Source organism: Erwinia mallotivora, from assembly GCF_000590885.1.
GTDB lineage: Bacteria > Pseudomonadota > Gammaproteobacteria > Enterobacterales > Enterobacteriaceae > Erwinia > Erwinia mallotivora.
Genome location: NZ_JFHN01000074.1, coordinates 76,371 through 89,301, shown reverse-complemented (window position 1 = coordinate 89,301; position 12,931 = coordinate 76,371). Strand labels below are relative to the sequence as shown.

The 12,931-nt window shown below is 49.6% G+C and carries 8 protein-coding genes and 1 pseudogene; 8 read left to right on the top strand and 1 reads right to left on the bottom strand.

The window, feature by feature from the left end; genetic code table 11:
- Positions 1-84: 84 nt before the first annotated feature.
- The gene (gene ycaO, locus BG55_RS19675; RefSeq protein ID WP_034941176.1) at positions 85-1,842 is read right to left on the bottom strand and encodes a 30S ribosomal protein S12 methylthiotransferase accessory factor YcaO; all 1,758 of its coding nucleotides are present in this window, start codon (positions 1,840-1,842) and stop codon (positions 85-87) included.
- A gap of 306 nt (positions 1,843-2,148) precedes the next feature.
- On the opposite strand from ycaO, the gene serC reads away from it, so the two are divergent.
- The 8 genes and pseudogenes from serC (at position 2,149) to lpxK (ending at position 12,919) form a co-directional block, all read left to right on the top strand.
- Positions 2,149-3,234 (top strand): 3-phosphoserine/phosphohydroxythreonine transaminase, encoded by a 1,086-nt coding sequence (gene serC, locus BG55_RS19670; protein WP_034941172.1) that lies wholly within the window; start codon positions 2,149-2,151, stop codon positions 3,232-3,234.
- Between the two features lie 81 nt (positions 3,235-3,315).
- Positions 3,316-4,602, top strand: coding sequence for a 3-phosphoshikimate 1-carboxyvinyltransferase (gene aroA / locus BG55_RS19665; RefSeq protein WP_034941170.1), 1,287 nt, complete (start codon positions 3,316-3,318; stop codon positions 4,600-4,602).
- A gap of 214 nt (positions 4,603-4,816) precedes the next feature.
- Complete coding sequence (gene cmk, locus BG55_RS19660) at positions 4,817-5,503, top strand: (d)CMP kinase (RefSeq protein ID WP_034941166.1); 687 nt, start codon at positions 4,817-4,819, stop codon at positions 5,501-5,503.
- 103 nt (positions 5,504-5,606) lie between these two features.
- Positions 5,607-7,280, top strand: a complete 1,674-nt coding sequence (rpsA, locus tag BG55_RS19655) for a 30S ribosomal protein S1 (protein WP_034941354.1) — start codon at positions 5,607-5,609, stop codon at positions 7,278-7,280.
- A gap of 83 nt (positions 7,281-7,363) precedes the next feature.
- Positions 7,364-7,651: pseudogene (gene ihfB, locus BG55_RS19650) on the top strand (integration host factor subunit beta); the annotation flags it as partial.
- 250 nt (positions 7,652-7,901) lie between these two features.
- Positions 7,902-10,160, top strand: a complete 2,259-nt coding sequence (locus tag BG55_RS19645) for a ComEC family protein (RefSeq protein WP_034941164.1) — start codon at positions 7,902-7,904, stop codon at positions 10,158-10,160.
- A gap of 34 nt (positions 10,161-10,194) precedes the next feature.
- Positions 10,195-11,946, top strand: a complete 1,752-nt coding sequence (gene msbA / locus BG55_RS19640; protein ID WP_034941162.1) for a lipid A ABC transporter ATP-binding protein/permease MsbA — start codon at positions 10,195-10,197, stop codon at positions 11,944-11,946.
- Positions 11,939-12,919, top strand: a complete 981-nt coding sequence (gene lpxK, locus BG55_RS19635; protein WP_034941159.1) for a tetraacyldisaccharide 4'-kinase — start codon at positions 11,939-11,941, stop codon at positions 12,917-12,919. Before msbA ends, lpxK begins: the two co-directional genes overlap by 8 nt.
- Positions 12,920-12,931: the final 12 nt, after the last annotated feature.

Below are 12,931 nucleotides of genomic sequence, written 5' to 3'. Positions count from 1 at the left end.
AATATGTTTGGAAAAATAAATTATCAAGTGGCGCTGAAATAGCAGGTGGACTGTTTAATTTATTACAGGCCACCTGAATACTTATTATTGCCAGTTTTGGCGCTTAGCTTGCTGAAGTTTTTCGTAAGCGGCCAATAAAGACTGATGTGCCGGGAGTGCTAAAAGCTGCTCATCAATCGCCTGCAAGCCATAAAATGGTGCTTCACCGCTGAGCGCTGCTGAGGCGGCTTCAACCGCTTCATCGCCATACATACGTACAAAGGCGTGATGATACTTTAAGGGCTCTCTTTCGTCTTCCTGACTTAACTGGAGTAACGTCTGGAGACAACGGTAGTAGTTAGCCCGGGCTGGAGTGAAAACAGAAGCGTTAAACTCTATGGTCCACTCGGTCCAGATCAATGCCTGATCAATATCCCCACCGGCCAGTGCCAGCATAGCTTTAAGTTCACCAATGCGCAGAGTGTACCAGCCGTTATCTTTACCCGTAGCCAGGCCGAGGAGTTCACGCACGCGGGTAAAATCATCGTGACCATCTTCATCCAGACGCTCAATCAGCGCCAGATAATCTTCTTTTTCCCAGCAACTCTCGGGCAGAGAAAGCAAGGTTTCACGCAGATATGCCCCCATATTGTTATTTGCCAGCAGCAAATCATCGACCGGATAAATATCTGACATGCCCGGCACGATAATGCGGCAGGCATAAACGTCCAGATGTTGATAATCCGCAATATAAACCTCATGCTCTTCTGTACGGAAAATTGCCATTAAAGTTGCGAATTCTTCTTCCGTACTTCCTTTAAAGCTCCAGTCTACAAATGGATAGTCAGCATCATCCTTAAACAAGTCCCACGAGATCAGCCCGCTCGAATCGATAAAGTGGGTTTCCAGATTGGCATGCTCCGCCACTTCTTCATCATCAAAAGTTGGTGGGGTAAATACATCCAGATCTTTCAGACTGCGCCCCTGCAATAATTCTGTCACGGTGCGCTCGAGAGCGACGCCAAAATCCGGGTGAGCGCCGAAAGAAGCAAAGCAGGTTCCATTAGCCGGGTTGAACAACACCACGCAAATAACCGGGTATTTACCGCCGAGTGAGGCATCGTAAGAAAGGATTGGGAAACCTTCTTTTTCCAGTCTGGTAATGGCTTCGATAACGGCAGGATAACGGTTCAGCACTTCATCGGGAATTGACGGCAGGCTGATGGACTCAGCAATAATACGGTTTTTGATATAGCGCTCAAAAACTTCAGATAATCCCTGAACGCGTGCTTCATTGCGCGTGTTGCCGGCAGACATGCCGTTAGATACATACAGGTTACCGATGATATTCATCGGAATATAGACGACTTGTTGATCGGACTGACGGGTGAACGGCAGGGCACAGATGCCACGCTCTGTATTGCCCGATTGCAAGTCAATCAGATCGCTGGCCCTAAGTTCCTGCTCGGGATCGTAAAATGCTCTGAGGGCTGTATCAAGAATACCTTGCGGCACGGTGTTATCGTCTGGCAAAGGGAACCATTTTTCATTCGGGTAGTGAACAAAGTCACTACTGGCAACGGATTTACCCAGCCAGAAATCAGCGAAAAAGTAGTTGGTTGACAGGCGTTCGAAATATTCTCCCAGTGCTGAGGCAAGCGCAGCTTTTTTACTGGCTCCTTTACCGTTGGTGAAACACAGCGGGCAGTCGCGATCGCGAATATGAACCGACCAGACATTAGGAACCGGGTTTAGCCAGGACGCTTCTTCTATATGAAAGCCCAAATCCTGTAGTTTTTGCTGAAAGCGTGCGATGGAGTCTTCCAACGCGGCATCTTTGCCTGGGATATACGTTTGCGTCATAGTGCCCACTCGTTTGATATGTATCGAAAGCGCGCAATAATACGGGGTTTAAGCCTGATGCGCTATGCGGCTGAGAAGTTGATTACCGTTATTCTGGCAGTTTTCCTGTCATTGAGTATGGGACTGATTTGTCTTACTGGAGCAGCCTCACAAAATATCGCTAAGGTCATGCATAGCTTTACAACGTGTTGCGTAACAGCACGAAGAACTGGTCGGCTTACCGGATTAAACATTGCAGCTCCTTGTTGGCAGTGATAAAACCGATAGCAGAATCAAAAACGATTGATATGAAGGTGGTGAGGGGAAATGAGTCAGGTTTTCAATTTTAGCTCCGGACCGGCCATGCTGCCGGTGGAAGTATTAAGACGCGCTGAACATGAACTCTGCAACTGGCAGGGGCTTGGAACGTCGGTAATGGAGATTAGCCACCGTAGTAAAGAGTTCATTCATGTTGCGGAAGAAGCAGAGAAAGATTTTCGCGATTTACTCAAAATTCCGGAAAACTACAAAGTATTGTTCTGTCATGGCGGGGCCCGTGCGCAATTTGCAGCTGTTCCCATGAATCTTTTAGGTGGCCGCTCATCAGCGGACTATGTTGATGGTGGTTACTGGGCGCACAGCGCAATTAAAGAAGCATCCAAATACTGCAAACCAAATGTTATTGATGCTAAAACCACAGTGGATGGTCTGCGTGCCATTACCCCAATGAGTCAGTGGGCACTGTCAGATGATGCCGCATATGTTCATTATTGTCCCAACGAGACAATCGATGGTATTGCTATTCACGAAGAGCCTGATTTTGGTGACAAAGTGGTAGTGGCTGATTTGTCATCAACCATACTTTCTCAACCTATTGATATCAATCGCTATGGTGTAATTTATGCTGGCGCACAGAAGAACATTGGTCCTGCCGGTCTGACTCTGGTGGTGGTGCGTGAAGACTTACTCGGACAGGCCACTAAATCATTACCCTCGATCCTTGATTATCAGGTGCTGAGCGATAACGATTCGATGTTTAATACACCTCCGACTTTTGCCTGGTATCTCTCTGGTCTGGTATTCAAGTGGCTGAAACAGCAAGGTGGTGTGGCTGAGCTGGATAAACGTAATCAGGCGAAAGCAGATCTGCTTTACGGCGTTATCGACCAGAGTGATTTTTACCGCAATGATGTGGCAAGCCCGAACCGATCGCGGATGAATGTGCCTTTCCAACTTGCAGATTCAGCTTTGGATAAGGTTTTTTTGGAAGAGTCTCTTGCAGCAGGATTGCATGCGCTTAAAGGTCACCGTGTTGTGGGTGGTATGCGCGCTTCTGTCTATAACGCTATGCCGCTGGAAGGTGTGCAGGCGCTGACCGATTTTATGGTCGATTTTGAGCGTCGTCATGGTTAAATGTAAGCTGTAACCTGAAAAAACGTAAACCTCACAGCCTTGCGGGGTTTAAGTGCATTTTATTTGGAGAATAAGTAATACATGCAGGAATCCCTGACGTTACAACCTGTTGCTCTGGTTGAGGGCACTGTCAATTTGCCTGGTTCCAAAAGCGTTTCTAACCGTGCTCTGTTACTGGCAGCACTGGCAAAAGGCACCACCCGCCTTACCAATCTCCTGGACAGTGATGATGTGCGTTACATGCTTAACGCATTGCAGGCGTTAGGTGTCAGCTTTACGCTATCTGCTAATCGCACGGTATGTGAAGTAATTGGTCAGGGCGGTTCGCTGCATGCGGACAAACCACTTGAACTTTTTTTAGGCAATGCCGGTACGGCAATGCGTCCGCTCACTGCTGCCTTGTGCCTTGGCGATAATGATCTTGTTCTGACCGGCGAGCCGAGAATGAAAGAGCGGCCGATTGGACATCTTGTTGATGCATTGCGTCAGGGCGGAGCAAAAGTAGATTACCTGGAAATGCAGGATTACCCGCCGCTGCGTATTCATGGAGGTTTTACTGGCGGTGAGGTTTCGGTCGATGGCAGCGTATCCAGTCAGTTTCTGACAGCTTTATTGATGGCAGCGCCATTGGCCCCGAACGATACAAATATTGTGATTAAGGGCGATTTAGTTTCAAAACCTTACATCGACATTACCCTTAACCTGATGAAGAGCTTCGGAGTAACGGTCAGCAACCAAAATTACCAGGAGTTCCATGTTGCAGGAAATCAGCAATATCTTTCTCCGGACGAATATCTGGTTGAAGGGGATGCGTCATCTGCATCTTATTTCCTTGCGGCGGCGGCAATCAAAGGCGGTACGGTAAAAGTCACGGGCATTGGGCGCAACAGCATGCAAGGGGACATTCGCTTTGCAGACGTGCTGGAGAAAATGGGGGCCAGCATAGAATGGGGTGATGATTATATCGCCTGCACGCGGGGAGAACTTCACGGCATCGATCTGGATATGAACCATATTCCTGATGCCGCCATGACCATTGCCACCACCGCGTTGTTCGCTGAAGGCACCACCATAATGCGCAATATTTATAACTGGCGGGTTAAGGAAACCGATCGTCTCGCTGCGATGGCAACCGAACTGCGAAAAGTGGGTGCAGAAGTTGAAGAGGGACACGATTATATTCGTATAACGCCACCCCAAACGCTTCATAGTGCAGAGATTGGCACGTACAACGATCACCGCATGGCAATGTGTTTTTCACTGGTTGCGCTTTCTTCCACGCCGGTCACGATCTTAGATCCAAAATGCACCGCAAAAACCTTTCCTGATTACTTTGAGCGACTGGCTGGCTTAAGCAAAATGGCCTGAATGTCCTGAACTACGCCACTGCACAATCGCGCGGTGGCGTGCTGAATGACTTTCTCTTCTCAATTAAATGTGTCCCTCCAACTGCTCTGAAAAACCGATTAATTTAACTGTGTCTATGCTTAAAGGGTAACGATTGTGGCTGTTGCAGCGTATAATGCGCCTCGATATTTGTCTGAGCAGGCTAATCAGACATCCTCAGCGACAGGAGAATGACATGACGGCTTTAGCCCCGGTGATCACCATTGATGGCCCCAGCGGTGCTGGTAAAGGGACCTTATGCAGAGCAATAGCTGAGGCATTACAATGGCACCTGCTTGACTCAGGCGCAATTTACCGCGTTCTGGCGCTGGCGGCTTTACACCATCAGGTTGATATCACTTCAGAAGAGGCATTGGTACCTATTGCTGCTCACCTGGACGTTCGCTTTGTCTCGACGGATGGTGAGATGGAAGTGATCCTGGAGGGCGAAAATGTATCAGGTGAAATTCGCACACAGGATGTCAGTAATACTGCCTCAAAAGTTGCTGCATTTCCTCGCGTCCGGGAGGCACTACTGCGTCGTCAAAGAGCGTTTCGCGATTTGCCGGGTCTGATTGCTGATGGTCGGGATATGGGTACGGTGGTTTTTCCTGACGCGCCGGTAAAAGTTTTTCTTGATGCCAGCTCTGAGGAACGCGCCCATCGTCGTATGCGGCAGTTGCAGGAGAAGGGCTTTAGTGTTAACTTTGAACGCCTTTTATCCGAGATAAAAGAGCGCGATGAGCGTGACCGTAACCGCGCCGTCGCACCACTGCGCCCGGCAAGTGATGCGCTGATATTGGATTCAACCAGTATGTCCGTTGAGCAGGTTATTGAAACCACGCTCAATTACGCCCGTAACAAGCTTGGTCTGGCGCAGTAAGAATTTTTAACCCTGTGACATGGACGTCATGGGGCATGTGAAACAACCCCACCCGGCAGGATGTCAGGTGGACGTTAAATTGAAGAATCATAAGATTATCAATATGACTGAATCTTTTGCTCAACTCTTTGAAGAGTCCCTGAAAGAAATCGAAACCCGTCCGGGTTCCATTGTTCGTGGTGTTGTTGTCGCTATCGACAAAGACGTCGTTCTGGTTGATGCGGGTCTGAAGTCTGAATCTGCCATCCCGGCAGAGCAGTTCAAAAACGCGGCTGGCGAACTGGAAATCCAGGTTGGCGACGAAGTTGACGTAGCGCTGGATGCAGTTGAAGACGGCTTCGGTGAAACTCTGCTGTCCCGTGAGAAAGCTAAACGTCATGAAGCTTGGATCACGCTGGAAAAAGCGTACGAAGATGCTGAAACTGTTACTGGCGTTATCAACGGCAAAGTCAAGGGCGGCTTCACTGTTGAGCTGAACGGTATTCGTGCGTTCCTGCCAGGTTCACTGGTTGATGTGCGTCCGGTGCGTGACACTCTGCACCTTGAAGGCAAAGAGCTTGAATTCAAAGTAATCAAGCTGGATCAGAAACGTAACAACGTGGTGGTTTCACGTCGTGCGGTTATCGAATCCGAAAACAGCGCAGAGCGCGATCAGCTGCTGGAAAACCTCCAGGAAGGCATGGAAGTTAAAGGTATCGTTAAAAACCTTACTGACTACGGTGCATTCGTTGATCTGGGTGGCGTTGATGGCTTGCTGCACATCACTGACATGGCGTGGAAACGCGTTAAACACCCAAGCGAAATCGTGAACGTTGGCGACGAAATCACTGTAAAAGTGCTGAAATTCGACCGCGAACGTACCCGTGTTTCTCTGGGCCTGAAACAGCTGGGCGAAGATCCATGGGTGGCTATTGCTAAGCGTTACCCTGAGGGTACCAGACTGACTGGTCGTGTGACGAATCTGACTGATTACGGCTGCTTCGTTGAAATTGAAGAAGGCGTTGAAGGTCTGGTACACGTATCTGAAATGGACTGGACTAACAAAAACATTCATCCGTCTAAAGTTGTTAACGTTGGCGATGTTGTTGAAGTTATGGTTCTGGATATCGACGAAGAACGTCGTCGTATCTCCCTGGGTCTGAAGCAGTGCAAATCCAACCCATGGCAGCAGTTTGCTGAAACCCACAACAAGGGCGACCGTGTTGAAGGTAAAATCAAGTCAATCACTGACTTCGGTATCTTCATCGGCCTGGACGGTGGCATCGATGGTCTGGTTCACCTGTCTGATATCTCCTGGAACGCTACCGGAGAAGAAGCGGTTCGTGAATACAAGAAAGGCGACGAAATTGCAGCCGTTGTCTTGCAGGTAGACGCAGAACGTGAGCGTATTTCACTGGGCGTTAAGCAGCTGGCAGAAGATCCGTTTAACAACTACATCTCTCTGAATAAGAAAGGTGCTATCGTTAACGGTAAAGTAACCGCAGTTGATGCTAAAGGTGCTACAGTTGAACTGGCTGACGGCGTTGAAGGTTATCTGCGTGCTTCTGAAGCTTCACGTGACCGCGTTGAAGATGCAACTCTGGTTCTGAATGTGGGTGACGACGTTGAAGCTAAATTCACCGGCGTTGACCGTAAAAACCGCGTTGTGAGCCTGTCCGTCCGTGCAAAAGACGAAGCTGACGAGAAAGAAGCTATCAATACTGTTAACACTAAACAGGAAGACGGTAATTTCTCTAACGCTATGGCTGAAGCATTTAAAGCAGCGAAAGGCGAGTAATTGCGCTTGCATCAGGGCAGTGTTAGCTGCCCTGAAACAGTCGTTACTGTCAGAGCTTTTTCCATCAGGAATTAACCGGAGGATTCATGACCAAGTCAGAACTGATTGAAAGACTTGCTGGACAGCACTCTCATATTCCGGCGAAAGTCGTTGAGGATGCGGTTAAAGAGATGCTGGAGCACATGGCGACCACTTTGGCGCAGGGCGAACGCATCGAAATCCGGGGTTTCGGCAGCTTTTCTTTGCACTACCGTGCGCCCCGCACCGGTCGTAACCCTAAAACGGGTGACAAAGTGGAACTGGAAGGAAAGTATGTTCCCCACTTTAAACCAGGTAAAGAGCTGCGTGATCGCGCAAATATTTACGGCTAAAGCTTTCGCATTACGAGCAAAAAACGACACTCCGGTGTCGTTTTTTTTTTGCCTGCTATCGAGTTCTGAAGTATTTCAACAGTGATAACGCTGGTGAGAGGCAAATCTGGACCCGATACGCATAAATAAGTTTTTTTCTGTTTCATGGATCAATCTTTTTGCGAGCGCTCTCTGGAGAGCAATATCATCCGGCTGTCTCTGAAGGATAAATATCGCACACTCTGTTTAATGAAAAACAGGAGTGTTTGTGATGCCCTACAGTCTCAGCCGACTGGCGATGTGGACAATCATCGCTACGCTGCCTCTCTGCTTTCTTCCCAACCTGCCGGTGGAGAGATATGACCCGTTTATTACGGCGAGCGCTTTACTTCTTAGCAGTAGCCGAATTAAGGCATGTCAGGAAACAGCCATAGTGCTGCTGCTGTTTCTCTGGGCAATCTCGCCAGCAAGGACATTGCTACAACAAACAAAAAACCTGACTGTCAGTCCGCAGCAGGCCCTTATACAAATCGAACAGCTGCAATCTGAGCGGATAAAAATCCGTATTCTTCGTGTGGCAGACAGACTGGTTTTTCCACCAGTTTATGCCAGCGTTAAAATGCCAGAGAAAAGCCCCTCATTTTGTATCGGTCAGCGCTGGAATATGAAGCTGAGGCTTAAAGCTGTGCATGCCAACCTGAATGAAGGCGGTTTTGATTCTCAGAAATATGTTTCAGCCAACAGTGCACCTCTGACAGGAAAGGTGCTTGCTTTGCAACCTGTTAAAAAAGAATGCAGTTGGCGTCAGCAGATTATCGAACGCAGCCAGCAAAATTATGCCAGCCTGCCCTGGCGGGCAATAATTTCTGCACTGGCTTTTGGCGACCGACATGACGTCAGTGTTGAAGTAAATCAATTATTGCGAGAGACGGGTACGGCGCATTTGATGGCGATTTCAGGAATGCACATCAGTCTGGCCGCCAGTTTCGGCTGGTTGCTGGCCCGTCTCAGCCAGTTCTTATTGCCTGCTCAATGGATTGGCTACCGCTTTCCATTGATCTCTGGCCTGGCAGTGGCTGTGGCGTATAGCTGGCTTTCAGGAGGCAGTTTACCCGCTGTGCGTGCCATGCTGGCGTTGGGCATATGGAGTATTTTGCGGTTATGGGGCATGTGTTGTAGTAACTGGCAGGTATGGCGAGTTTGTCTTGGCACAATTTTGTTCGTTGATCCGCTAAGTGTCCTTTCTGACAGTTTGTGGTTGTCAGCGACAGCGGTTGCCGGGCTGCTGTTCTGGTATCAATGGTTTCCACTTGCCAGACGTTTCATGAAGAAAAAACGCTGGTTGCCATTACAGCTCTTCCATTTACAGCTGGGTATGTTTCTTTTATTAATGCCATTACAAATAGTGATTTTTCACGGAATCAGTCTCAGTGCGCTTGTTGCTAATATCTGGGCGGTGCCGCTGGTCACTTTTATTACCGTGCCGTTAATCCTTTGTGCCGTGATAAGTAATGCATTCACTCCCGTCAGCCAATTGTTATGGTGGCTGGTCGACAGAAGCCTTGAATGGGTTTTTGTTCCTCTGGCCGCCTTGCCTGGTGGCTGGTTAAAGGTAAGTCATCCGGTGCTCTGGTTCAGTACACTGGCCTGGTTACTGGTCTTGATTGTGCGTCTGGGATGGTGGAAAAGTTCTCCGGTAACAATATGGAGCCTGTGTCTGGCTATTTTTCTCTGGCGCTCTGCTCTTCGCGTACCTGAATGGCGGCTTGATATGCTGGATATCGGCCATGGTCTGTCAGTGGTGATCTCCCGTGATGGCAAAGCGGTTGTTTATGATACCGGAAATCGTTGGGAAGGGGGCGATGCTGCCACACGACAGATTCTGCCGTGGCTCAGCTGGCAGGGGCTTGAGGTTGAGCAGATTATCCACAGCCATAACCATCTTGATCACACCGGTGGTCTGGAAAGTTTGCAGGTGGTTTTTCCACACGCTTTGTTACGTAGTGAAACGGGCAGGGAAGGGCATTTGCCCTGCCATCGTGGCGTAACGTGGCAATGGCAGTCGTTGACATTCGATGTAATCTGGCCAGAACGAGGCACCACAGAGTCTGGTAACAATCAATCCTGTGTTATCGCTGTGAGCGATGGAAAGTGGCGCGTGTTGTTGACTGGCGATATTGAATCACCGGCAGAACTGAAAATGGTCAGTCGCTATCGCAGCAGTCTGAAAGCCGAAGTGTTGCAGGTCCCTCACCATGGAAGTGGAACCTCATCTTCGCCGCCATTTTTGAGATCGGTGGCAGGCGAGGTGGCGCTGGCTTCAGCGGCTCGTTACAGTGCGTGGAAATTACCATCTGAACGAATTATTAAACGCTATTACGATAATCACTATCGCTGGTTTGATACCGCGAGGGATGGACAGATTAGCGTACAATTTTTCTCCAATTACTGGCGGGTGTCTGGTTTAAGAGAGCAAATATTGCCCCGTTGGTATCATCAGTGGTTTGGCGTACCACGTTATTCCAGGTAGAATGAGCGGCTATTTCAATTGAACTGGTTAAATAATGCATCAGGATAAAGACCTCTCCACCTGGCAGACATTCCGCCGTCTCTGGCCGATGATTAAGCCATTTAAGACAGGGATAATCGTATCTTCCGTGGCTCTGGTGATAAACGCAGCGGGTGATGTATTAATGATGTCATTGCTTAAGCCGCTGCTGGATGATGGTTTTGGTAAGGCAAACTCGTCTGTGCTGCTGTGGATGCCACTTGCAGTGATCGGGCTGATGCTGGTACGTGGTGTAACAAGCTATATTTCAAGCTATTGTATCTCGTGGGTTTCCGGAAACGTGGTGATGGCTATGCGCCGCCGTCTTTTCAGCCACATGATGGGCATGCCGGTAGCCTTTTTCGATCAGCAGTCCACCGGAACACTGCTTTCGCGCATCACCTATGATTCTGAGCAGGTTGCTTCGTCTTCTTCCAGTGCACTGGTGACGGTGGTTCGTGAAGGGGCATCGATCGCCGGCCTGTTTATCATGATGTTTTACTACAGCTGGCAGTTATCACTCATTCTGATTGTGCTGGCACCGGTTGTCTCTTTCGCCATACGGTATGTCTCGAAGCGCTTTCGTAATATCAGCAAAAATATGCAAAATACGATGGGGCAGGTAACCACCAGCGCTGAGCAGATGCTGAAAGGTCACAAAGAGGTGCTGATCTTCGGTGGTCAGAAAATTGAAAGCGAGCGTTTTAATCGGGTCAGCAACCGCATGCGCCAGCAAGGCATGAAACTGGTTTCTGCATCCTCCATTTCTGACCCTATCATCCAGCTTATTGCTTCACTGGCTCTGGCATTTGTGTTGTATGCGGCCAGTTTCCCCAGCGTGATGCAGACATTAACCGCCGGTACTATTACCGTAGTTTTCTCATCAATGATTGCTCTGATGCGTCCACTTAAATCCCTGACCAACGTAAATGCTCAATTCCAGCGCGGTATGGCAGCCTGTCAGACGTTGTTTTCTATTCTGGACAGTGAGCAGGAAACAGACACAGGCAGCCGGGTGATTGAGCGAGCAAAAGGTGATGTGGAATTTCGCAATGTCACCTTTACCTATCCTGGCCGTGATGTGCCAGCGTTGCATAATATCAGCCTGTCTATTCCTGAAGGCAAAACGGTGGCGCTGGTGGGGCGTTCGGGTTCAGGAAAATCGACTATTGCCAGCCTGATGACCCGTTTTTACGATATTCAGCAGGGTGAAATTTTGATGGACGGGCACGACCTGCGCGAATACACCCTCAGTTCACTGCGAAATCAGGTGGCGCTGGTTTCGCAGAATGTCCATCTGTTTAATGACACCGTTGCCAATAACATTGCTTACGCCCGTGCGGAGCACTACAGCCGCGAAGACATTGAGAAAGCAGCGGTGATGGCTCATGCCATGGACTTTATCCAAAAAATGGATAATGGGCTGGACACCGTTATTGGTGAAAATGGCGTGTTACTGTCAGGTGGTCAACGTCAACGTATTGCTATTGCGCGCGCATTGCTGCGTGACTGCCCAATCCTGATTCTGGATGAAGCGACATCGGCGCTGGATACTGAATCAGAGCGGGCAATCCAGGCCGCGCTGGATGAACTGCAAAAGAACCGAACCTCTCTGGTCATTGCCCATCGTCTTTCTACTATTGAGAATGCAGACGAGATTGTTGTGGTTGAGGACGGCCATATCGTTGAACGCGGCAGCCATGCTGAGCTACTGGCGCAGAGAGGCGCTTATGCCCAGCTGCACAAAATGCAATTTGGCAATGATTGAGAAATTGTGGAGTGGTCGCTCAGGTCTCTGGCGGTTATTGCTGCCATTTAGCTGGTTGTACGGGCTGATTGCTAATCTGATCCGTCTCAGTTATTCGTCGGGATGGCGCAGCTCATGGCGGGCACCGGTCCCGGTGGTGGTGGTGGGTAACCTGACCGCAGGCGGCAATGGTAAGACGCCTGTGGTTATCTGGCTGGTACAGGCGCTGCAACAGCGGGGTTTGCGTCCCGGTGTGGTGTCCAGGGGTTACGGCGGTAAGGCTGCACGCTATCCCCTGTTACTGGACGCGCAGACTTCCACCCGCGAGGCCGGTGATGAGCCTGTACTGATTTATCAGCGCACCGGTGCTGCCGTCGCTGTTTCACCACGGAGAAAGGATGCGGTGCAGGCATTGTTGGAGAGTGGTGAAATTGATGTGATCATCACTGACGATGGCTTACAGCACTATGCGCTGGCACGGGATTTCGAAATTGTGGTGGTGGATGGCCAGCGGCGATTTGGCAATGGCTGGTGGTTGCCGGCAGGACCGATGCGTGAACGTGCCTCACGTCTGCAAAGCGTGGATGCCATTATTACTAATGGCGGAACACCTCAGCCAGGTGAACTGCCAATGCAGTTGGTGCCGGGCAACGCTGTGAATCTGCAAAGCGGTGAGATTTGTCCATTACACGCGCTGAAAAATGTCGTAGCGATGGCGGGCATTGGTCATCCTCCGCGTTTTTTTGCCACACTGCGACAGCAGGGGCTGATACCTGTTAAGGAGCTGCCGTTTGCCGACCATCATGACTATTCTCAGGCGCAGTTGGCTTCGCTGGTGACGGAGGACCAGGTGCTGCTGATGACAGAAAAAGATGCGGTGAAACTTCGTTCCTGTGCTGCGACTAACTGGTGGTATCTGCCGGTTGACGCACAGTTGCCGGTATCTGAAAGCCGTGCCCTGCTGGAGAGGATTATGGCGCTGCGGAGCAGATAGTTTTTACGCCTC